General features: G+C 35.9%; 21 protein-coding genes. 15 read left to right on the top strand and 6 right to left on the bottom strand.

The window, feature by feature from the left end; genetic code table 11:
- Positions 1-95 precede the first annotated feature (95 nt).
- Both EA412_01645 and EA412_01640 read left to right on the top strand, forming a co-directional pair.
- The gene (locus EA412_01645) at positions 96-425 is read left to right on the top strand and encodes a (2Fe-2S)-binding protein (protein TVR82348.1); all 330 of its coding nucleotides are present in this window, start codon (positions 96-98) and stop codon (positions 423-425) included.
- A complete protein-coding gene (locus EA412_01640; GenBank protein ID TVR82347.1) occupies positions 406-2,934 on the top strand; it encodes a bifunctional UDP-N-acetylmuramoyl-tripeptide:D-alanyl-D-alanine ligase/alanine racemase in 2,529 nt (842 codons plus the stop codon). The genes EA412_01645 and EA412_01640 overlap by 20 nt, the downstream gene beginning before the upstream one ends.
- Positions 2,935-2,939: 5 nt before the next feature.
- On the opposite strand, the gene EA412_01635 is transcribed toward EA412_01640, so the two are convergent.
- Both EA412_01635 and dnaN read right to left on the bottom strand, forming a co-directional pair.
- Positions 2,940-3,392: a peptidylprolyl isomerase gene (locus EA412_01635; GenBank protein TVR82346.1), complete on the bottom strand. Its 453-nt coding sequence runs from the start codon at positions 3,390-3,392 to the stop codon at positions 2,940-2,942.
- A 141-nt stretch (positions 3,393-3,533) separates the two neighbouring features.
- A complete protein-coding gene (gene dnaN / locus EA412_01630; GenBank protein ID TVR82345.1) occupies positions 3,534-4,652 on the bottom strand; it encodes a DNA polymerase III subunit beta in 1,119 nt (372 codons plus the stop codon).
- A 350-nt stretch (positions 4,653-5,002) separates the two neighbouring features.
- On the opposite strand from dnaN, the gene EA412_01625 reads away from it, so the two are divergent.
- Positions 5,003-6,496, top strand: a complete 1,494-nt coding sequence (locus EA412_01625; protein TVR82344.1) for a hypothetical protein — start codon at positions 5,003-5,005, stop codon at positions 6,494-6,496.
- The gene (locus EA412_01620; protein ID TVR82343.1) at positions 6,493-7,077 is read left to right on the top strand and encodes a phosphoribosylglycinamide formyltransferase; all 585 of its coding nucleotides are present in this window, start codon (positions 6,493-6,495) and stop codon (positions 7,075-7,077) included. Before EA412_01625 ends, EA412_01620 begins: the two co-directional genes overlap by 4 nt.
- A gap of 7 nt (positions 7,078-7,084) precedes the next feature.
- Here EA412_01620 and EA412_01615 read toward each other — a convergent pair whose 3' ends face one another.
- From EA412_01615 to EA412_01605, 3 genes are all read right to left on the bottom strand, one after another.
- Positions 7,085-8,260, bottom strand: a complete 1,176-nt coding sequence (locus EA412_01615) for a hypothetical protein (protein TVR82342.1) — start codon at positions 8,258-8,260, stop codon at positions 7,085-7,087.
- A gap of 84 nt (positions 8,261-8,344) precedes the next feature.
- Complete coding sequence (locus EA412_01610) at positions 8,345-8,767, bottom strand: RidA family protein (protein ID TVR82341.1); 423 nt, start codon at positions 8,765-8,767, stop codon at positions 8,345-8,347.
- Between the two features lie 14 nt (positions 8,768-8,781).
- A complete protein-coding gene (locus EA412_01605) occupies positions 8,782-9,576 on the bottom strand; it encodes an SDR family oxidoreductase (protein TVR82340.1) in 795 nt (264 codons plus the stop codon).
- Between the two features lie 408 nt (positions 9,577-9,984).
- On the opposite strand from EA412_01605, the gene EA412_01600 reads away from it, so the two are divergent.
- From EA412_01600 to EA412_01590, 3 genes are read left to right on the top strand one after another with little or no spacing between them, the layout of a single operon-like run.
- Positions 9,985-10,734 carry a TIGR04255 family protein gene (locus tag EA412_01600; GenBank protein ID TVR82339.1) on the top strand — a complete coding sequence of 250 codons (750 nt, stop codon included), beginning with the start codon at positions 9,985-9,987 and terminating at the stop codon, positions 10,732-10,734.
- On the top strand, positions 10,715-11,182 hold the full coding sequence (locus EA412_01595; GenBank protein ID TVR82338.1) for a hypothetical protein: 468 nt from the start codon (positions 10,715-10,717) through the stop codon (positions 11,180-11,182). Before EA412_01600 ends, EA412_01595 begins: the two co-directional genes overlap by 20 nt.
- Complete coding sequence (locus tag EA412_01590) at positions 11,175-11,549, top strand: hypothetical protein (GenBank protein ID TVR82337.1); 375 nt, start codon at positions 11,175-11,177, stop codon at positions 11,547-11,549. Before EA412_01595 ends, EA412_01590 begins: the two co-directional genes overlap by 8 nt.
- Positions 11,550-11,800: 251 nt before the next feature.
- Here EA412_01590 and EA412_01585 read toward each other — a convergent pair whose 3' ends face one another.
- Positions 11,801-12,547, bottom strand: a complete 747-nt coding sequence (locus tag EA412_01585) for a hypothetical protein (protein TVR82336.1) — start codon at positions 12,545-12,547, stop codon at positions 11,801-11,803.
- A 306-nt stretch (positions 12,548-12,853) separates the two neighbouring features.
- Between EA412_01585 and EA412_01580 the strand changes: the two genes are divergently transcribed.
- The 8 genes from EA412_01580 to EA412_01545 all read left to right on the top strand — a co-directional run bounded on the left by EA412_01580 (position 12,854) and on the right by EA412_01545 (position 23,532).
- Positions 12,854-14,404, top strand: coding sequence for a GMC family oxidoreductase (locus tag EA412_01580; protein ID TVR82335.1), 1,551 nt, complete (start codon positions 12,854-12,856; stop codon positions 14,402-14,404).
- 62 nt (positions 14,405-14,466) lie between these two features.
- Positions 14,467-15,093 (top strand): TetR/AcrR family transcriptional regulator, encoded by a 627-nt coding sequence (locus tag EA412_01575; GenBank protein ID TVR82334.1) that lies wholly within the window; start codon positions 14,467-14,469, stop codon positions 15,091-15,093.
- A complete protein-coding gene (locus EA412_01570) occupies positions 15,090-16,688 on the top strand; it encodes an acyl-CoA carboxylase subunit beta (protein TVR82333.1) in 1,599 nt (532 codons plus the stop codon). Before EA412_01575 ends, EA412_01570 begins: the two co-directional genes overlap by 4 nt.
- Positions 16,689-16,704: 16 nt before the next feature.
- Positions 16,705-18,681, top strand: coding sequence for an acetyl-CoA carboxylase biotin carboxylase subunit (locus EA412_01565; GenBank protein ID TVR82332.1), 1,977 nt, complete (start codon positions 16,705-16,707; stop codon positions 18,679-18,681).
- On the top strand, positions 18,678-19,532 hold the full coding sequence (locus EA412_01560) for a 3-keto-5-aminohexanoate cleavage protein (protein TVR82331.1): 855 nt from the start codon (positions 18,678-18,680) through the stop codon (positions 19,530-19,532). The genes EA412_01565 and EA412_01560 overlap by 4 nt, the downstream gene beginning before the upstream one ends.
- 4 nt (positions 19,533-19,536) lie before the next feature.
- On the top strand, positions 19,537-20,307 hold the full coding sequence (locus EA412_01555; GenBank protein ID TVR82330.1) for an SDR family oxidoreductase: 771 nt from the start codon (positions 19,537-19,539) through the stop codon (positions 20,305-20,307).
- 9 nt (positions 20,308-20,316) lie between these two features.
- Complete coding sequence (locus EA412_01550; protein TVR82329.1) at positions 20,317-21,993, top strand: AMP-dependent synthetase; 1,677 nt, start codon at positions 20,317-20,319, stop codon at positions 21,991-21,993.
- A 3-nt stretch (positions 21,994-21,996) separates the two neighbouring features.
- Positions 21,997-23,532, top strand: coding sequence for an acyl-CoA dehydrogenase (locus EA412_01545; GenBank protein TVR82328.1), 1,536 nt, complete (start codon positions 21,997-21,999; stop codon positions 23,530-23,532).
- Positions 23,533-23,789: the final 257 nt, after the last annotated feature.

Raw genomic sequence — 23,789 nt, 5'->3', positions numbered from 1 at the left:
TACACGTTTAATATCTGTAGCATTTTTCTAAACGCAAAAATTTAGAAATTAATGCAAAAACCCTCAAATTTGTTTACAAATAACCCCAACACCCTATGAAAAATGTAGTTTGGAACGATATAAAGGATCCTTCTATATCTCAATTGAAAGAATTTGAACTAAAAAAAGTTTATATTCATGGAAAAGAACTTTGCATTGGCAAAATGAAAGGGGAATTTTTTGCAGTAGATAATAAATGTCCGCATGCCGGAGGGCCTTTTGATAAAGGATTCTGTACTTCTTCCGGATTTTTAGTTTGCCCATTGCATTCTTATAAGTTTAATGTAAAAACAAGCCTATGTTCAGGTGATAGCTTTTATAGATTAAAGAAGTATCCGGTGAGGCAGTTAGGAGAAAGTTTGCAGGTTGGATTTCTTGATTACTAATGAAAAAATATTGGAGAATTTTACGATAAAAGAAATTGCAGAGATTACTAATGCTAAAACCTTTGGTTACAGTCATAATAGGGTGATTCAAAGCTTTTTAACGGATAGCAGACAACTGACAGATCCGGAAAACACTCTATTTTTTGCATGGAAAGGGAAACGACAGGACGGACACAGATATATTCAGTCTTTGTATGAAAAAGGAGTAAGAGCTTTTTTTACTGAGAAAAAAGTTGATGTAAATGAATATCCCGATGCTGTTTTTCTTAGTTCTGAAAATATTATTGATTCTCTTCAAAAAATAGCGGCTCACTATAGACAACAGTTTAATTTTCCGGTAATCGCCATAACCGGAAGCAATGGAAAAACGATAGTAAAGGAATGGCTGAACTTTATTTTATCTTCTTTTTATACAATCAGTCGCAGTCCGGCAAGCTACAATTCTCAAACCGGAGTTCCTCTGTCTGTTTTAAAGACAAACAATACACATAATTTGGGGATTTTTGAAGCCGGAATATCTCAAACAGGCGAGATGGAAAAGCTTGAAAATATTCTAAAACCCAAGATTGGTGTTTTGACAAATATTGGAAGTGCCCATGATAGCGGCTTTAAATCATTAAAGGAAAAAGCTGCCGAAAAAATGCAGCTTTTTAAAGGATCAGAGACATTTATTTATTGTAGTGATTATGCTGTAATTGAAGAAACTCCTTTTCTAAAGAATTTTAGAGGAAGCGTTATTGATTGGTCTATGCAGAGAAAAGGAGCATATTTTGCTGAGATTAAAAAAATACCCAATAATCAATTAAAAATTTCTGCTGCGGCCCATGATGATAAAATTGAGGTCGTAATTCCGTTTTGTGATGCAGCCTCAGCTGAAAATGCAATACATACATTATATGTGTGCTATACACTCGGTTTGTGGAATGAAAAAAAGTTAAAAGAGCTTTTTTCAGCCTTACCGCAGTTAAAAATGCGTCTGGAAATTAGGGAGGGCAAGAACAATAATGTTTTGATAGATGACAGTTACAATAATGATTTAACGGCTTTGCTGATAGCACTGGATTATGCTAAAAGTCAACGTCAAAAACAGTTACACACTCTGATACTATCTGACCTGACAGAGGACAGTCAAAAACCGGAGATAGTTTATAAAGAAATACTGAGGGTTTTAGAAGCTAAGGAGATTGATAAGTTTATTGCAATAGGCGATAAATGGAGTACATTTTTAAAAAAACATACCGAAAAGTACCCATTTAAAGTAAGTGTTTTTCAAGAGGTACAAAGTTTTTTGCAATCGGCAGAAGCAAATGCAATAAATGATAGCTGTGTCTTGATAAAAGGAGCCCGCAAATATCAATTTGAAAAAATCACTTCTTTTTTCCAAAAACAAGTACACCGGACCAGATTAGAAATAAATCTGGATAATTTGGCTCATAACCTGAATTATTTTCAAACGCTGGTTCCTGCTGATACAAAATTAATGGTGATGGTTAAGGCATTGGGATATGGAAGTGGAGCAGAAGAGATTTCTTCATTTTTAGAGTGGCAGGGAATTCACTATCTCGCTGTAGCATATACAGATGAGGGGATAAATTTAAAAAAACAAAACATAAAACTGCCGATAATGGTTATGAGCCCGGATTATGATGCTTTGGAAAGTGTCATTGCTTATCGCCTGGAACCTGAATTGTATAGCTTTGAAGTTCTCAATGAATTTGAAAAAAAATTGGAAGATATGCTGGTATACGAAGATATTCCACTTCCATACCCTGTGCATATAAAAATTGATACCGGAATGCACCGGCTTGGTTTTATGCCTGAGGAAACAGAAAAATTGAGCAAAAGAATTCAGAAAAAAAAGCTTTTGAAAATTCAATCGGTTTTTAGCCATCTCTCGGCAGCTGACAATCCGGAAAAAAAAGAATTTACAAGGACACAATTAAGTGTTTTTGAGAATGCGTGTGCAGATATCCGAAAAACCTATCCACACCCGTTTTTAATGCACATTTTAAACTCTTCGGGTATATCTTTTTATCCTGAAAAGGCCTATGATATGGTTCGCTTAGGAATTGGGTTATATGGTTTTGACAGCAATGAATTACACTACAAAAACTTAAAAAATGTACATGCTTTAAAAACTTCCGTTTTGCAGGTCAAAAACTTAAAAAAAGATAGTTCAATTGGTTACACAGGGGAGAATTATTTGAGAAAAGACAGTAAAATAGCGACTATCGCAATTGGTTATGCCGATGGATTTAACCGATTATTGGGGAATGGCAACTGGCAGGTTTTAATCAAAAATCAGTTTTGTCCAACTATTGGTAACATTTGTATGGACATGGCAATGGTAGATGTTACAAATGTTGAAGATGTGGAAGTTGGTGACGAAGTGATTGTTTTTGAAAATAGAGAAGCCATCTTAAAGATGGCTTCCCAAAATCATACTATACCTTATGAAGTATTAACTTCTTTATCTCCAAGGATAAAAAGGGTATATTTAAAAGAATAATTCGCTTATTCTACTCCAACGATAGTTCCTTTAAAATGCAGGTTTTTACCGGCTAAAGGATGGTTAAAGTCCATAGTAACGTCTTCGTTTCCTACATCCATTACTCTTCCTTGCAAACGATTTCCTTGATTATCCTGCATAGGAACCACATTGCCTTCCTTTAATAATTCATTCTTGTCAACACCTTCTACAGAAAATACTTCCAAAGGCACTTTTGCAACTGCTTGCGGATCATAATTTCCATATCCTTCTGTGGACTCTATTGTAAATTTAAACTCATCTCCGGGGGTTTTTCCCATTAGATTGTTTTCAAAAGATTCCAAAACATTGCCTTCGCCAACAGTAAATTTAAAAGGATTATCTTCTTCAACTTTTTCAACCATCTGCGGGGTTTCTTCAGCATCACTTACACTTAATTCGTAGGTTAATGCAACAACTTTGTTTTTTTCGACTGTCATAACTATATATTTGTTTTATCACAAAAATAATAATAATTTGATGGAAATAATAATTATTTAGCAGTTTGCATTCAGTTGCTTGCCATGCCTGAGTTACAGAATGTTATAAAAGTGCAATGTGAAAGAAATGTTTTGGACTTCTTAAGAGCGAATCATTAAAGGCATGATAAGCATAAGAATATCTTCATTTTCCTGTTGCTTGTCAGGGAAAAGTAAGGCCGCCCTGTTTGGAGCAGATAAATTAAATGAAACCTGATCAGTTTCTAATACTCCCAGCATTTCGGAAAGGAATTTTGCATTAAAACCAATTTCAATATCTTCCCCTTCGTAATTACAAGTTAAAGATTCCTGAGCTTCATTGTAAAACTCAATATCTTGTCCGGAAATTTTCAAGTTGTTGCCGGAAATTTTCAGAGAAACCTGATTTGTACTTTTATTGGAAAATATCATTACCCTTTTTAATGACCCGGTTAAGTCTTTTTTCTCAATCAGCATTTTAAAAGGATTTTCAACCGGTATAACACTATTGTAATCCGGAAATTTTGCATCGATTAAGCGGCAAATAATTTGCATACTTTTGAAAGTAAAAAAAGCATGTTTATTGTTGAAAGCTACCCTTACAACACTGTCTTCTCCGGTAAGGTTGTTTCTAAGTAGTTGAGCCGCTTTTTTAGGTAAAATAAATTGAGCAGGCTTATCTGTTTTTATATCAGTTTTTCTAAAACGAACTAATTTATGAGCATCAGTACTTACCATTGTGAGGCCGTTTTCATCAATCTGAAACAAAATTCCTGTCATTGCAGGCCTTAATTCATCGTCGCTGACAGCTAACTGAGTGCTAGTTAATCCTCTGAATAGAGTCTCTGCAGAGATTTCAATTTCTTTAACATCATCCTCAACCGGTATTTTAGGAAAGTCATCTCCATTTTCTCCGGCTAATTTATATTTTCCGTATTCAGATTTCAGTTCGACAGAAAAGCTCTCTTCATCTATATTAAAGTTAACGGGTTGTTCGGGTAATGACTTCAAAATTTCGAGTAACATCTTTGCAGGTATAGCAATTTTACCGTTACTTTTTGATTCAACATTTATTTCTGTTGACATGCTGGTATCTATATCTGTTGCTGTTAAATGGAGTTTCCCGTCCTGTAAATTAAATAAAAAATCTTCAAGTATGGGAAGTAAATTATTAGAAGCAACAACACCATTGATTGATTGCAATTGTTTTAACAAGGAGTTACTGGATGCTACAAAATTCATTTGTATGTATTTTTTTAGTTAAAAAGAAGTCAGTTTTAAATTACTAAGACTCAAATATAAGCTATTTTTTAAAGCTTAAAATATTAAGTCTTTTAAAAAAGATTTTCAAGGCGCAAAAATAATTTTAAAGACAGAGAAAAAATAATTTTTAAGCTAAATTAAGCGCTACTCTCCAAAAATGTTTTTACAATAATACTATTTTCATAATCAGAAGAATATTGAAAAGTTGAAAATCTGCCCTTTTGGATTCTCCTGGATGATTTTTTTGGAAAATTGTTTTGTATTTTTATCGTGAATTTAACAATTACTAAACATTGTTATAGATACTAATTATTAGCTTTGCAACCGGAATGAATAAAAATATTAATCTGATTTTATTAGGGGTTTTAATTATCCTTTTGAGCGGTATTACTCAAAGTTGCAAAACCTCATTTGATGGTGATGAAGATGAAAATCTTCCTCCGAACACATTTACGGTGGTTGACACCATTATCAGGTTGGGTGATGAACGCCTGACCTCAGAAGTGCACATCAGATGGTGGGGTGACGATCCGGATGGTTATGTGGTCGGTTATGAATTTACTTTTGATGATGTGGTGACGCCTGCTACCGACTGGAGCTTTACAGAAAAAAGAGATAGTGTTTTTATTTTGGCACCACCTCCGGGGAATGATACTATAGATTTCAGGTTTAGCGTGAGGGCGGTAGATAATGAAGGTGCCCGGGATCCCAGTCCTGCATCCGTTGTTTATCCGGTTAAAAATTCACCTCCGGTAATTCAGTTTCAGCCGGCAGTTAACAGACCTGTCAAGACTTTTCCGGCTGTTCGCTTTTTCTGGGAAGCTGATGACCCCGACGGAAAAGAAAACCTTCTTGAAATAGAAGTCTACTGGAATGATACACTGAACGATCCTTTTATAGTGCCGGCAACGACGTCCGGAGCAATTTTTAGAGCAACCAGCCCCGACCAGTCAATTTCAGAAGCGCAGGTGTTTTTGAATAACAGCCTAAACGCTGAAAATGCTAACATAGAGGGAATGATTTTAGATGATTATAATCAATTGATTATTCGCTCTGTAGATCAGTCTTTGGCTAAGTCTTCTTTTGTATATTCTGATTCTGTGTTTATCAAAAGAGTAAACAGTTCTGTGTTATTGGTAAATGCATACGGAAATCAAAATCCAACGGTAGAATCTTTTTATGCAAACAATTTAACAGCTAACGGAATTAATGTTTTTGATACTTTGCATTTATTTGAACAGTCAGCCGGAGCGTTCACTCAACTTTCATCAGACAATCCTACTCAGGCAATGGTTTTTGACTTTTTTGAGACGATTATCTGGTTTGGTGATAATGCACAAAACTCTTTATCCCTGGCACAAAGAACAACGAACCCCTTTTTTGAATCAGGTGGTAAGTTGATGCTTATTTTATATTTTTCAAGCCTCTTTGATGAGCAATCTCAATTTTTAGATTTTACGCCTATACAGTCATTAGTTATTCCCGGGTCAGACACTACCCTTACAATAACTGATACGACCACCTTTAATCCGATTATTTCAGGATATCCGCCTTTGCAGTCAACCAGCTTTTTGTCAGTTGTCAGGCCTATAAATCTTATTTTAAATGCGAGTCCTATTTATTCGGCAAATATAAGTGCAAGGCATAATCCGACTTTTACCTTTTCTCCATGGACAGGTAATTCAACTATTATTGGCAAAAGAACTAACAGTCAGGGAAAAACTAATTTTATCATTTCTACGATTGAGTTGCACAGGCTAAATGGAAATAATAACGCAGTAGATTTATTTGAAAAATTGCTGCTTGACGAGTTTGAATTATGATAACAATTAAGAAGCAAAAAATAACAATTTTTGCATCCGGTGAAGGTACTAATGCAAATGTTTTGTTTAAATACTTTTCTAATCATCCGAAAATTATAATTAACCTGCTTATTTGTAATAATTCAGGAGCGAATGTGATTAGGAAAGCAGAAGCAGCCGGTATACCTTTTGAAATTATCAATAAGAAAGACATAGAGCAGGATAAGTTAACAGAGACTTTAGCCAGGTATAATACAGATTGGATAGTATTAGCAGGCTTTATGTTAAAAATTCCGCTTAATGTGATAAATCGATTCCGAAAAAAAATCATAAATATACACCCGTCATTATTACCGGCATACGGAGGCAAAGGCATGTATGGAAATCATGTTCACAAAGCAGTTTTGGAAAATTTGGAAATAGAAACCGGAATTAGTATCCATCTTGTAGATGAAGAATATGATACGGGCAGAATTTTATTTCAAAAAAAGATAAAAATTGAAAAGGATGAAACGGTAGATTCCTTGAGCAGCAAGGTTAAAAGTGCTGAACATCTATACTATCCTGAAATAGTAGAAAACCACATTTTAAAAAACAGCTAATCGAATACTACTTATAAATATAGAGAAAGTCGGTATTCTCTTTTTGGCTAAACATCGGATTCCAACGCCCAACTGCTTCATTATCAAATGACACTTCATAGTTTGACCAGTTTTCACTGGTGTCGGATCTCGGGTCAGCTCTATAGTAATCTGTTGAAATTATTTGAGCTCCGCTCGCAAAGGCAATGTCGCGTCTATGAGTGTCGCCACTTCGCGCCTCATCAGTATTGGCATCGGCTCTGGTTCTTACAATGTAGCCCTTTTTAACCAATTCTTTGATTTCTTCATAAGATGAAACCGGATTGTTCCTTATGACCATGGCTGTATGTGCTTGTCCGGGTTCTCCAAAAATAAACATGGCCCTGTCTTCTAGATTTGGCCGACCCTGTAAATAAAAGCTTTTAAGACTGCTTCCCTGAATCACAAACAAAATTTTACCTCTTGCATCTGCAAGTTTAGGCCAGCCCCTTTCCTTTAAAGCTTCATTAATGCTTGCATAGTCTCCCCTGAATTTATCCGGAGTGATTATTCCATTCAAATTTTCTCCAAAAACTTCTTTAACTTCTGCATCTAAAAGTTCCGGTGACGTAGCATCATAGGGAATAACTTCAGTCATACCTACTAATGGAGAGTAATCAGAAATGCCGGAGTTTTTAGCTTCAACCATGATGATTATCGGAAAGTGATTTGGATTCGATGTAGACCAGTCTCTAATTTCTGTTAAAGCGGATTTAAATGTGTAATTATGGGTTTCATAATCGAAGTCGGGCAGATGTAGAATTTTAAAGCCGGGATTGAGCAGCTCGTCTATACCGGAAGCTTCGTCTTCATTTACAAAACTCAGTCCTCTTCTGTAGTAAAAATTTCCGCCCTGAGGGTCATTGAAAATATCCAGTTCAAAATTCCGGATGCCAAAACTTTGCAATTGCTTTTGGAGGGGATAGTGAAAATAATCCCATTGCTCAGGATTAAACTGATCCGGCAATAGTTCTTGTATGCTCATTACAAAATCAAATAATGGCTCATAGGTCATTTTTCGATAACTGTTGTGACTTCCGATTATCTGAAACTCATTTATAGATTTCTGTTCAACATCAATAGTAAGCTCTCTTTTTTGTTGATCTTTTTTACAAGATGTCAGTATTAAAAGAAAAGGAATGAATAAATAAACGAGTATGCGCATGTTAACTTTTTCTCTAAGTTAAAATATTGTTAACAATCTCGTCACTAAAGTGAAAATAAAGAAATAATCAATGAAGGTTAAAAATCACTTTTTTCCCAGATAAGCTATACATTTCAGTTCTATAGCGATTGGAGTCGGTAAAGCGTTCACTTCAACAGTTGTCCTGCATGGCTGATTATCTTTGAAATATTCTGCATAGACTTTATTAAAAGTTTTAAAGTCGTCTTTCATATTAGTAAGAAAAACAGTAACGTCAACTAAACTATTCCAGTCAGCTCCGGATTCCTCCAATATGGTTTTAATATTTTTAAAAACGGAGTGGCATTCTGCTTCAATATCATATTTGATAATATTACCCGATTCATCCAATTCCAGCCCGGGAATATTATTTGTTCCTGCTTCTCTGGGACCAATCCCGCTTAAAAACAGAAAATCTCCAACCTGTCTTGCGTGAGGATATAAACCAACTGCTTTGGGCGCTTTTTCAGTCGTGTATTTTTTTGACATAATTTTATTTTTTATTAAAAACAACTCGTTCTGCCTCCATCAACCGGGGTTGTTGTACCGGTAATGTAAGATGCCTGTTGTGATGCCAGAAAGCAAACCAGTGAAGCAACTTCCTGAGCTTTTCCAAATCTTTTCATCGGAATGCCGGATTTCATTGCTTCGGCAACTTGTACGGTCGTTTTGTTTTCTTTTTTTGATTTATTCAGGATAATTGAAGTCAGCCTGTCGGTTTCTGTAGCTCCCGGCAAAACATTATTCACAGTAATTCCGTGCATAGCGGTTTCGTTGGCGAGCGTTTTTGCCCAGGCTGCAACTGCTGCACGAGTAGTATTTGAAACTCCTAAGTTTGGCAAAGGTTGTTTAACAGAAGTAGAAATAATATTAATTATCCGTCCGTAAGCGGCTTTTTTCATGCCCTCCAGATAAGTTTGTACGAGTAAATGATTACAGATTAAATGATTGTTGTAGGCCTCTAAAAAACTTTCCGCAGAAGCATCAGTTATCGGACCACCGGGAGGGCCTCCCGTGTTATTGACTAAAATATCAAAATGTATTTTTTTCTCTGCCGAAAAGTTTTTCACCTTTTCAATGAAAGTGTCCGGTGCAGAACTGTCAGCACTTATCCAAAAATGTGTTTGCCCGTCATGAACTTTCGGTAGATTTTTGCAGGCAATTTCTAAATCATCTGAATTTCTCGCTAAAATAGTGACCGATGCTCCGGCCTCAGCTAAAGCTTGTGCAGTTGCAAGTCCAATCCCTTTGCTTCCTCCACCCACCAAAGCAAATTTTCCTTTTAATTTTATTATCATTAATCTTCGTTTAGTTTTACGAATATACAAGTTCTTTAAGAAATGGGGGAATGGTGAATTTCTTAAATTTGATCAAAAGTTTCAAAACTATATGTTTTCCATTTGTTCATACTGCCTTTATTGACAATAGGTTGTTGGTTTTGACATGGCAAGTATTTAAAACCAGAACCGGAAAGGAAAAATAAGAAATGAAATGAATAATTATCCGGCAATAAATACACTATTCAAACAACCTGGCCTGTTTATTACTGTTTTTGTATAAATAAATATTGTTCAGGCTGAAGTAGATTGAAAGTGTAGTTTAAAGTAAACAACTATCATTCCTGAAGCTGCGTTATTAACACACTTCCTTTGCGGGAAAAAGAAATCTACATGCATCTATTATTTAAAAAAATGTAAATTTGTGATATGGCAGTAAAAAAATTACCCAATGCTCCTTTACATGAAGTGATTTTTGAAGCCTTTTGGGAGTTAGACCCTAGTGCTGATGGCGGAAAAGTATTGGATTCGAGATTCTCTTTTGCATTAGGCAAATTTCAAGAAAAGATAAAAGAAGATTTTCCTGAAGTTGTGCAACTCTATCCAAAAGATTTACCTCATCAGTTTTTGCCATATCAGACTATGTATCAGTTTTGGAAAGGCAAAAACCAATGGCCGGTATTACAAATTGGACCGGGTATTTTTGCAGTGAATGATACGGATAAAGATTATGAATGGGAGAAAAAGTATTACCCTCTTGTTAAAACAAATCTTCGCAAGCTTTCAGATGCATATCAGGAAATAAACTTTATTTCTGCATCTTTACGTTATATTGATGTTGTAAGAGTTAAAGATTATGGGTTTACTAACTGGAGAGATTTTATTCTAAAGCATTTGAATTTTAGTTTTGAAAATCATTTTGATTCAATGGGAGAACTTGTAAAACTAAATTTCGACCAGTCATTTGATTTGAAAGAAAAAGGTTTGTTGAATTTAACTATTTCAAATGGAAAAAATAACAAAAATGAAGACATTCTAACCTGGCAAACTTCCGTAAAGGTAAAAAACAATATGGATGAAAAAGCATTATTACATTGGCTGAATTCAGCACATGAATGCACGTCTGATATATTTAAAAGAATATGTAAAAAAGATTTTTATGAAAGCTTTAGTAAATAAACCGGCAGAAATTTATGGGCCTTCCCAAAATTCTATCCGGATAGTAAGTGAGAAAACTTTAAATGTTTTTTCAAATAGCACTGTGTTTCCGGAAAATTGGCCTTTGTCTAAAAAGGTTTTAAGTATGTTGCATAAATTGACCGACATTTCAAACTTAAATGATAACTGGAACAGTTATGGGGCTAAATCCCCTGCAAAAGAATCTATATCTGCTTCTAAGAATTTTCTAATTGAATATGATCGCCTTTCTCTTCCTTTATACTTCATTGCTCCCGGTGTAAACGGAGAAATCATGATTGAGTTTAAACAAGGAGAGAAAGCTGCTGAATTGTACTTTAATCCTGATGGTACTACTGAACTCCTGCTTTTTGATATAGAGGATGAAGTTGTAAAAGAAACAAACCTTGAATCCGGATTAGCAGATTTAATTAACTATTTTGATGTCTAAATTTCAAAGCAATAAAATTGAAAAAATAAAAGATAATGACCTGCTTTTAAGAAGGATTATTCATGCTCCTCCGGACTTTATAATTAAGCCTGATGGCACACCCTCATCCTCAAATTTTTCGATTAGTAAAGACGAAGACGGTCTTTCAGTTGACATCAAAAGATTAACAACCTATGAAAAAGCTGCTATAGACTACAAAGTTTACAAGCTATATGGGCTTACTGCATCTTTTACACATTCATTAAACCTTGAAAATGTGCATGCCCCATTAAGAGACAACCCGGCTCATGCATTAATCAAAGGAACGTTTACCAAAGGCATTTCTAGAAAACTTGCAAAAAAGGCAGTTTTTGTTACAAGGTGGTAAACGACAAGTTAAATGAAGGTTTAAAATTAAACATTTTTGTCTAATTATAAACTGTAGAGTTTTTGGGGATATTTACACATTTTGTAGCGTGTTCATAAGGTTACCATCAACGTTTTCGGGCTAAATGCCGTGCTGGCTTCAAGGTTATAAGTTGTTCTTTAATGACAAATGCAACAAAAAAACAGAAACCTTTAGGCTTGCACTTTTCCTAGTTTGATATATAGCCTTGTATGTTATAGGCAGCAAACATTTCATTCCTCTTTGCCATACTTGTTCAGTAAGTGATACATTTCTTCGTATGCAGCCAAACCGAGTATGTCACCAAACATTTGTGCTATGTCAAAATTTTGATTGTAACCCTTTGTTTCAAATATTTTAAATTCAGGAATAACTTGGCAACTCGCTAAAAATGAAACTTCACCGGAAATAAGTGAAATAACACTGCTGTCTCCGTCTTCATAAAAATGAATGTTTGTTTTTGCACCTTGTTTTAATAATTTCTCTACTTCAACAAAATCAAAACATTCAACACTTTTATATAGTCTTAAGTCAATTTCTCGAAACCCTCTTTCTGTGAAATATGTTATTGGGTCTAATATTACTACTTCATTATTTTCCGGATCGTTTAGGTCATAGCAATAAAAAAAATCGCAATAGTAATTATACTCAATTTGTCTATAAATTTCTTGGCGTCCTAATTCAGCACGCCAAAAGTCTAACATATTTTCTGTCCTCTGTCTGTGCTTTTCAACTAATGGCTTTATATCGTCAATCCAATCTCCGTCAAACCATATTGTCTGGTTGAAAAAGGTCAAGTTTGTTAAGTCAAAAGTGGTATTTTCATCAATTTGAAATTTTTCCTTTTGAGCATATTGTTCGGGATATTGATTTTTAAACTCAATAACTTTTTCTAAGTCGTTGAAGTAAACGGCAAGAAATAGCTCTTCCAATTTCTTGTTTTCAGTTTCTGCTGGTATGTCATTCAACTGACTTTTCATTGCTATTTTTCATTGTCGTTTGTCTATTAGTGTAGCAGTTTGGCTTGGTTGCCACTCATTTATTTCCCTACCAAAAATCAGCAAATCCAATGAACTTCTAAAACTTTTCTATCCTTTGTTCAGAATTATTACACATCAAACATAGTTTTTTCTCACAAATCATCTTAAAAGTATTTAATATTTTGAATTTGCTTGTTACAGGATATTTTTAAATGCTAAACCTTTTTGTTTAAATTTAGTGGATATTTACCCTTTTATGTCCATTAACCAATTTTTTTATATTTTGTCTTTTCTATAACTTAAAAAATGTCAAAGGTTTACGATTATATAATTATTGGTTCCGGTTTTGGCGGGAGTGTTTCTGCTATGCGATTGTCAGAAAAAGGATATTCGGTTGCTGTTTTGGAAAAAGGGAAAGCTTTTAAAAGTGAAGACTTTCCTAAGTCCAATTGGAATTTGCCGAAGTATTTTTGGTTTCCGCGTATTCGTTTTTTTGGCTTTCAAAAACTTTCTTTGTTTAAAGAGGCTTTTATTTTAAGTGGCGTCGGGGTGGGCGGAGGAAGTCTTGTGTATGCCAACACTTTAATGCAGCCGGAAAATAATTTCTATAAAAACCCAAAGTGGAAACACCTTAATGATTGGCAGGAAATTTTACCTCCCTTTTATGAAAAGGCGAAGTTTATGTTGGGAGCAACTCAAAATCCCCGTTTTTATAAAGCAGATGAGCTTCTAAGGGAAGTTGCCGTTGATATGGGTAGGGAAGAAACTTTCAAAAGTGTGGATGTAGGGGTTTACTTTTCTGATGATAAGGAGGAAAAAGATCCTTATTTCGGCGGGGAAGGTCCACTGAGATCCCCTTGCAAAGAATGCGCAGCCTGTATGGTGGGTTGCCGGTATAATGCAAAAAATACCCTCGATAAAAACTACCTTTTCTTTGCACAAAAAAATGGAGCTCAAATTTTTGCGGAAACAGAAGTTGTTAAAATTGAGTTTTTAAACAATGAGTATGTTATTCATACAAAAAGCAGTACTTCCTTTTTCTCAAAAACAAAGATTTTTAAATCTAAAGGCTTGATTGTTAGCGCAGGAGTTTTAGGAACTTTGAAATTGCTTTTTAAACAAAAACAAAAGTTTAAAACATTACCCGATATATCCGAAAAATTAGGAGAAAACCTGCTTACAAATTCAGAGAGTATTTGCGGAGTGACGAATATACCCGAAAAGGTAAACCACGGAATCGCTATTTCAAGTGTTTTTAATGCCGACGACGATACCCATGTGGAAGTAGTGAAATTTCCGGATGGCTCCGGAGCCATGAAGCTTTTATCTACTTTGGCAGCAGGTCCCGGAAATTCGCTTGTGCGGACGATTAAGATGATGTTTAACATTATCACCCATCCTTTTACTTTTCTAAAAGCTTTGTTTGGGAGAAACTGGGCCGGGAAAACCATTATTTTACTGGTCATGCAATCAAGCGAAAATTCTATGAAGATGATCTACAGTAACTTTAAAGGGATGCACATGAAAAATAAAGGCAAACACAAAGTACCGGCATATATTCCAAAAGGTCAGGAGGTCATGTATAATTATGCCCGCAAAGCAAATGGTGTTCCGGCTAATGCATTGAATGAAATAGTTTTAAATACCTCTACAACTGCCCACATAATGGGCGGATGTCCAATGGGAGAAAGCGCTTTGGAAGGAGTTGTCAATAATAAATTCGAAGTCTTTAACTATAAAAATATGTATGTTTTAGACGGCTCAATTATTCCATGCAACCTGGGAGTAAATCCCAGCCTTACTATTACCGCCTTAAGCGAATACGCAATGTCGCTGATTCCTCCAAAGAATGTTTAAAAATATAATTTATTTGTTTATTTAGAACAAATGTTCTAATATTGTAGAGCGAATGCTCTAAAATGAAAAATACCAAAGAAAGAATAATTGATGCTTCTGTTTTGCTTTTTAATCAAAAAGGTATTTCTGCTGTGAGTTTAAGAGACATAGCTGATTATATTGGGATTAGCAGTGGAAATCTATCTTATCATTATAAAAACAAAAATTATATAATTGATGCGATATTTGAAAAGATGGAAAAAGAACGAAACGAATTGCTCAATGCGGTAGAACAGCATCCTTCTTTTGAAAACATTAACTTGCAGGCATTGGCAATAGTGAGGCTTTCAATCAGATATCGTTTTTTTTATCTTGATACGCTGGATATTATCCGCGAGAACTCAAAGCTCGGAAAGCTGCACAGGCAATATATTGAAAGACATATACAGTATGTAAACATGCTCTTGAATCATGCTGCATATACCGGTCACCTGATAGAAACAACCAATAAAAATCTATATAAAAAATTATCAGAGATGGTTTGGTTTACTTTACAATTTTGGATACAGGCAGGTTCTATAAGAGGAAAGAAAACGATAAAACCCGAGGAGGCCGTTGAAACTATGTGGCAACTGATTTTGCCATACCTGACGTCAAAGGGTAAAGAAAAAATTCCATTGAACCTGAAAACTATTAAACTAATTCAATGAAAACTCTGAAAACTAAGATAAATACAAATAGTGCTGAGTATCTTTCCAATAAGGAAAAGATGAATTCATTAGTGGAAAGGTTAAATGACTTTAAGGAGAAATCTTTATTTCAGGGGAAAGAGAGGCATTTAGAAAAAGCGGTTAAAGCAGAAAAGTTATTAGCTAGAGACAGAATAGATTTATGTCTGGACGAAGGCTCTCCTTTTATGGAGTTGCTGCCTTTTGCCGGGATAAAAGAAAGCACTAATGACGGTGGAAATACTACGGTTGGAGGCATTGGTTTGATTCACAACCGACTTTGTATGATTATTTCCAATGTTGGAACAAATAAGGGCGGAGCTATAAATTTAGCCACTTTAAACAAAAGTTTGCGTCTTGGTGAAATTGCTTTTGAAAATGAGTTGCCGGTGATTAATCTGGTTGAGTCAGCCGGTGCAGATTTGCAGGAACAGGCAAAGATTTTCAACTATGGCGGGGCAATTTTCAGGGACATAAGCAGGCGTTCAAAAGCAGGTATTCCAAGCATATCCATTGTTTTTGGAAGCAGTACCGCCGGTGGTGCCTATGTGCCTGGCATGAGTGATTACACCATTATGGTAAAAGATAAGGCAAAAGTTTTTTTGGCAGGTCCCCCTTTGGTAAAAATGGCGACGAATGAAGTGGTAGATGACGAATCTTTAGGTGGTGGACTTATGCATAGCACAAAATCCGGAGTGAGTGATTATCTGGCAGAAAATGAAAGGGATGCTATCAGAATTGCCAGAGAAATTATAGAATTTTTAAAACCACCGAATACGAACGTAGCTCCGGAAGTGAATCCCTTACCGCCTTTGTATGATAGCCGTGAAATTAATGGTATTGTTTCGGAAGATATAAAAAAGTCCTTTGACATGCGGGAGGTTTTAGCCAGAACACTCGATAATTCAGCATTTTCTGAGTTTAAAGCAGATTATGGACCCACTCTCGTTTGTGGTTGGGGCGAAATTCATGGATATAAAGTGGGAATAATAGCTAATAACGGTGTTTTGTTTTCTGAAGCAGCCAATAAAGGAGCACATTTTATACAGCTATGTAACAGAAATAATAACCCTATAATTTTTCTTCAGAATATCACCGGTTTTATGGTCGGAAAAAATTATGAAGAGGGAGGAATTATTAAAAATGGCGCCAAACTAATAAATGCTGTGTCGAATAGCGAAGTCCCGGCTATCACCATTATCATGGGAGCTTCCTTTGGTGCCGGTAATTATGCAATGTCCGGAAGAGCTTATCAACCCGGGTTTTTGTTTTCATATCCCAACTCAAAAATAGCCGTAATGGGCTCGGAACAGCTGACCGGAGTAATGGAAATTATTCAAAAGCAAGCCGCTGAGCGGGCCGGTTTGGAGTTTGATGAAAAACAAGCATCTGTATTGCGAAAACATCTGATGAGTGAAGTGGATAAACAGTCTGATGCTTGGTATGCCTCATCTCAATTGTGGGATGACGGAATAATTGAACCCTCAGAAACCCGAAATTATTTGGGGTTTTGTCTGGCAGTAGTAAATAATAAAAAGATAAGCAGTGATAATAAATATGGTGTTTTTAGAATGTAAATCAGCCAACTGAACTATGACAAAAAAAATAAGCCGAATTTTAGTAGCCAACAGAGGAGAAATAGCCTGTCGCATTTTTAAAAGCTGTCAAAAAATGGGGATAGAGACTGTAGCCGTTTTTTCTGATGCTGACAGAGATGCATTGCATGTTGAAAAAGCTGATTTGGCGGTCTATTTAGGAGAAAGTGAAGCATCAAAATCCTATTTAGATATGGATAAAATCATTGCAGCTGCTCGAAAAACGAAGGCAGATGCCATTCATCCCGGTTATGGTTTTTTATCTGAAAATGCTGAATTTGCTAAAAAAACAGAAGATGCCGGTTTTATTTTTATAGGCCCAAATACCAACTCTATCGAGAAAATGGGATCTAAAAAATTAGCCAAGGAAATAGCTGAAAGAGAAAAAGTGCCTGTAATTCCCGGATATAACGGAAAAAATCAAGACATAAAAACACTGGTGGAGGAAGCATTGAAAATCGGATTTCCCCTATTAATTAAAGCTTCAGCAGGTGGAGGCGGGAAAGGTATGCGCATAGTCAGAGATAAGCATCAGCTGGAAGATAATTTATTGCAGGCAAAAAGTGAATCAAAAAGTGCATTTGGAAATGATACCTTAATCATTGAAAAGTACATCGAAGATGCCCGGCATATAGAAATTCAGATTCTTGGTGATAAACACGGAAATATTATTCATCTGTTTGAAAGAGAGTGTACCATACAAAGGAGGTATCAGAAGATAATAGAAGAAAGCCCTTCCCCGGTATTAGATGAGACTGTTCGGGAGAAAATGTGTTCAGCGGCATTGAAACTGGCCAAGGCTTTGAAATACGATAATGCCGGAACGGTAGAGTTTGTTTACAGTCAGGGAGAGTTTTATTTTTTAGAAGTAAATACCCGTCTTCAGGTCGAACATCCGGTGACAGAAGCTATAACAGATATTGATTTGATTGAATGGCAAATTCGGATTGCCCAGGGCGATGAAATTAAAGTAAAGCAAGAAGAATTGCAGCAAAAAGGCTATGCAATTGAATGCCGTATTTATGCGGAAGACCCTTTAAATAATTTCATGCCGTCACCGGGTAAAATTTCACTTTGGACACAGGCGGAAAATGAAAATATTCGCTATGATGCAGGGGTGAAATCCGGGGAGCAAATTTCTCCTTTCTACGATCCGCTTTTGTGCAAAATAATAGCAAAAGGTAATACCCGAATGGAAGCTATAAACACCATGATTTACAGCCTAAAACAAACCAAATGTTTGGGAATAAAAACGAATCAGCTTTTATTGATAAAATTACTTGAAGATTCGCAATTTCAGGCCGGGGAGTATAATACTAAGTTTTTGGATAGTTATGACATAAAGGAAAAAGTAAAAGCATCTAAAGAAACTACCGCTTTGGCTTTAATTACCGTTTCATTGAAATCAGCTGAAGAAACGCTCCGCAAAAGGCAGCTACTTAAAGAATTGCCGTTTTCCTGGAGAAACAACTTTTATAAGCCAACATCATTCCAATTTACGATTGATGGAGAAGAACATTCTGTCAGCATCAAAAAGAAAGATTTATATGAGATAGGAATCGGAAAGGATTGTTATCAGGCGGAATTATCTAAAAGTTCCTCTAAAGTCATAGTTGACGGTATCGCTTATTCATACACTTTGGTTGAAGAAAAAGATGAATTTTTTCTGCACTTTGCAGAATTTCCACAAATTTGTGTGATAAAAGGAGAGCGCTTTCCCGATGTTCAAAAATCTGAATCGGAGGGCGCTTACACTGCCGGGATGCCGGCGACAGTAGTCAAAGTGAATGTTTCCAAAGGAGAAAAAATAAAAAAAGGACAACTTTTACTCATTTTCAGTTCAATGAAAATGGAACAAAACCTTTATGCGCATATAGATGGCATTGTTGATGAGGTAAACGTAAAACCCGGCGAACAGGTAGATGCCGGAAAGGAAATGCTACGAATAACCCCTTTAAATAAAACTGAAAAATGAAAAAAATAGTAATTACAGCAGCTTTAACCGGAGTATTGGCCAATCGCAGTCAATGTCCTTATATTCCGTACACTCCGGAAGAAATTGCAGAAGAAGGTAAAAGAGCGGTAGATGCCGGTGCCAGCATTTTGCATATACATGCCAGACAAGACAATGGTATGCCGGCTTATGATGTTGAAACATATAGAAAAATTGGGGAGGAGGTTCGAAAAAGGTGTCCGGAAGTGATTATTAACTATTCAACGGGAGCAATTGGAATTTCAAAAGAGGAGCGTATTCAACACGTATTGGCTTTAAAGCCGGAAATGGCAGCCCTGAATATGGGGTCTATGAATTATGCTATTTATTCCAAAAAGCAAAAGTCTTTTTATCACGATTTTGTATTTCAAAATTCCTTTAGTGATATTCGTTTTTTTCTTGAAAAAATGAAATCTGTTGGCACCATTCCTGAAATGGAAGTCTTTGATAACGGGCATATTCATAATTCTGCCCCGCTGATTGACATGGAATTGATACCCAAGCCTTATGTTTTTAGTTTTGTGATGGGCGTTTTAGGGGGAATGCCTATATCAACTCAAAACCTATTGCATCAGGCAGCAAGTGTACCGGAAGGGGCTCATTGGCAGGTAATTGGAATCGGCAGAAAACAGTGGCAATTAATAGCTGCAGCTATCACTATTGACGGCCATATCAGAGTAGGTTTGGAGGATAATTTTTACTTACCTTCCGGAGAAATGGCAACCTCAAACGGAAAGTTAGTTGAATCTGCTGCCGGTTTGGTTCGAATGTTAGGACGTGAACCGGCAACTATTGAGGAAACCAGAAAATTATTAAATATTAGTAAATCCTGAGTCCATGTTTAAAAAAGATATTTTAAAAGGTAAAGTTGCATTGATTTCAGGTGGAGGTAGCGGAATAGGTTTTTCGATAGCAGAATCATTAATAGAAGCCGGTGCTGAAGTAATTATCAGTGGCAGAAAGGAAGAAAAATTGCAAAAAGCGGAGGAAACGCTCTCCAAAAAAGGAAAATGCCGGTATCTGTTATGTGATATCCGTCAACCTGAACAGATTGAAACGCTGGCGAATGATATAAAAGCAAAGGAAAAAAAGCTCGATATTTTAGTAAATAATGCAGGTGGTCAATTCCCTTCTTTAGCAAAAGATATTTCTATTAAAGGCTGGAATGCAGTAGTAAATAATAATTTGAACGGGACTTTTTACATGACTCAAATATTGGCAAACACCTTTTTTATACCACAAAAAGAAGGGAGGGTCATTAACATAATTGCAAATATATACAGAGGTTTTGCCGGAATGGCACATACGGGTGCGGCCAGGGCAGGAGTTGATAATTTGACAAAAACACTTGCTGTTGAATGGAGTAAATACAATATCACATTAAACGCGATTGCTCCGGGGATAATTGAATCTACCGGTCTGCAAAATTATCCTAAACAATTACTGGAAGGTTTGTCTGAGACTATTCCTTTAAAACGACTGGGTAAAGTTGAAGAAGTAGCTTCGTTATCAGTATATTTATGTACTCCATTAGCAGCATATATTACAGGAGAAACTATTTACATTGACGGAGGGCAAAGACTATGGGGGGATTTATTTAAACCTTGAATTAATAATATGAGTTACGAGAATCATGTTCAATTTTTTCTTAATTGGGTGGAAAAAACACCGGATAAAATATTTTTAAGACAACCTTTTGGAGATAGCTGGAAAGAAACGAGCTGGAAGGAAGCATTCGATCAGGCCTCAGCTATCACCGCCTCTTTACAGTCTAAGAATATTGAAAAAGGCAGTAAAATAGCTGTTTTGTCTAAAAACTGTATGCATTGGATTTTAGCTGACCTTGCAATTAGTATGGGGGGCTATGTTTCAACTCCATTTTTCCCAAATTTATCAAAAGAAGAATTCAGAGAACTCATCAACCGAAGTGAAGCAAGCGTTTTGTTTATCGGAAAATTAGATGCCCCGGTTTGGGAACAATTGAAAGACGAAGTTCCTGCAAATATCACCGTTATCTGTTTTCCGCATTATGAGGGGAATGCCAAAGTTGAAATAGGTTTTGATTGGGATCAGCTTGTAACTGAAAATAATTCCCCAGCGGAGATTCACAAACCGGAAATAGATGACTTATGGACGATTCTGTTTACAAGCGGGACAACCGGTTCTCCAAAAGGAGTAATGTTGAACTATAAATCTCCGGCAGCTTTGATGGATATGGAGTTAAAAAATCACAGCATTGGCATTTTTAAAGGTGAGGAGCATATTTTCTTTTCTTATTTGCCCCTAAATCATATTGCCGAGCGCATGATAGTAGAAATTGCGTGCTTATTGACGGGAGGCGTGATTTCCTTTGCAGAGTCACTGGAAAGTTTTGCAGCTAATCTTGAATCTGTTCAGCCTACGAGTTTTATGTCTGTTCCGAGAATTTACACCAAATTTCAACTGGCGGTATTAGAAAAATTAGGAGAAAAGAAGTTTGATTTACTCATGAAAATACCGATAGTAAATTCAATTTTAAAAAAGAAGTTGCGACAGAAATTCGGATTAAGCAGAGCTCATGTGATACTTACCGGAGCGGCTCCGACACCGCAATCTTTAAAAAACTGGTATAAAAAAATTGGGGTTGATCTCAGAGAGATTTACGGAATGACAGAAAATGCCGGTGGCTGCTGTGCAATGCCGAGAGGAATAGATAAAGCAGATTATGTGGGTAAAGCTTTGACGGGAGTAGATATTAAAACCGATGAAGACGGGCAGATTTTGATGAAAGCTCCCTGGCTGATGACCGGTTACTATAAAGATGAAGAAAATACAGCTAACACCTTAGTTGCCGGCTGGCTAAAAACCGGCGATCAGGGTGAGGTAACTGCAGATGGATATGTGAAATTAACAGGCAGAGTAAGTGACACTTTTAAAACCTCAAAAGGGAAATTTGTAACTCCCGGTCCTTTGGAATGGGCATTAGCGGAAAATACATACATTGAACAGATTTGCGTTTCCGGTTTAGGGCTTGATCAGCCTTTAGCTTTAGTCCTGCTTTCAGAAATGGGGAAAGAAGTAGATCAGGAACAACTGGAAGAAAATCTAAATAAAACCATCGACACCATAAATGAAAAAAATCCTAAGTATCTGCATATTAGTAAAATGATTGTTTTAGATGATGAGTGGTCTGTTGATAATGGATTGCTGACACCAACTATGAAAATCAAGAGGAATGCTATCAATAAGCATTATCAAGATAATTTTGAGAGCTGGGATAAAGCAGATAAAAGAATAATTTTTTATAAAAAATAAACTATGAGCGCGTATTATTTTTCAGAAGAACACGAAATGTTCAGGCAGGGGCTAAAAGATTTTTTAAAAAAAGAAGTAGAACCGCATATAGATGAGTGGGAAGCTAATGAACGTATTCCTAAATCAATTTGGAAAAAATTTGGGGAGATGGGTTATATGGGCCTGAATTTTCCGGAAGAATTGGGAGGAAGTGATGTTGACTTTTTTTACTCGGTCGTATTTTGTGAAGAAGTTTCAAAGCTTTTTTCGGGAGGTTTTGCTGCCGCCGCAACCGTAATTCAGTTTATGAGTGCGCCCTATATTTTTAAACACGGGTCTGATTTTTTAAAAGAAAAATATCTAAAACCTACCATTGCCGGTGAAATGGTTTCTGCTATTGGTATCACAGAGCCAATCGCCGGTTCTGATGTAGCAAACATTAGAACAACAGCTAAGAAAGAGGGAGATTTCTATATAGTAAACGGCCAAAAAACCTTTATTACCAATGGTGTTTATGGAGATTACATAGTCACGGTAGTAAAAACTGATACAGAAGCAGGCTTTAACGGGTTTAGTTTAATAGTGATTGACCGGGAAGCAGAAGGAGTTTCTGCGAAAAAATTAAAAAAACTCGGTTGGCATGCATCAGATACAGCTGAGTTATGGTTTGATAATGTAAAAGTTCCGGCTGAAAATTTAATTGGAGAAGAAGGGCAGGGCTTCGTCTATCTTATGGGAGGTTTGCAATTAGAAAGGCTTATGGGTTCCGTGGGTGCTATTGCAGCAAGTGAGGCATCTATTGAATACTCGATGAAATATATGAATGAAAGAGAGGCTTTCGGCAGAAAAATAAATCGCTTTCAGGTTTTGCGCCATAATTTAGTTCAGTTGGTAGCAGAAGTCGAAAGTTTGAAATTTTATAATTATCATTGTTGCCGGATGTTTAATGACGGTAAATATGCCGTTAAAGAAAGTTCTATATCAAAACTATTGTGTACTGAATTATCAAACAAAGTTGCTTATGAATGTTTGCAATTTTTAGGAGGATACGGCTATATGGAAGAATATAAAATGGCCAGAATGTACCGTGACAGCAGAATTTTAACCATTGGTGGAGGTTCTTCAGAGATTATGAGAGAAATACTGGCAAAGATGATAATTGATGAAAAGCAATATAAAGACAGCGGGCTTTCGATAAAATATAAAAAAAGTAAAACGGAAGAAACTAATTTACATAATTCTAATAATCAAAAACAAACAAGTATGGCATTTGACAAAATTTTAGAGGCGATTTCAACCAGAGCAAAAAGTGCAAACGCACTAGAGAATACCCTTAAATTCGATTTCGGAGATAAGCAAATTCACATTGACGGAACCGAAGGAGAAAATCTGGTTACTACTGAGAATAAAGAGGCTGATTGTACAATTAAAATCACTCAGGAAGACTTTGAGGCAATTCTTAGCGGTGACTTAAATCCTATGGGGGCATTTATGTCCGGAAAGTTTAAAGTAGACGGGGACTTAGGTGTTGCAATGAAATTGCAAAGTTTATTGGGATAAAAGAGACCAAAGTAAAACACCCAATAGCCTTCCTTAACAGATAAATGCCGGTGTTTATCTTGTTGAGGTAAAGTTATATTCAATTCTTAGTAAAGAAAAAAGCAGAAACTATTAGTTGTATAATAGTTTCTGCTTTTTAGTATAAGATAAATTCAATTTCTATCTACAAAGTGTTACTTCGAAGAAACTTGAAACTTAATCGTATAGTTTTCATTCAAATGCCTTATCTGAAAGTAATACTGCCCTGAAGAAAGACT

Source organism: Chitinophagaceae bacterium, assembly GCA_007695095.1.
Taxonomy (GTDB): Bacteria; Bacteroidota; Bacteroidia; order Chitinophagales; family REEL01; genus REEL01.
Note: the sequence above shows the minus strand (reverse complement) of the source record. Positions and strands in the feature narration are given on the sequence as shown.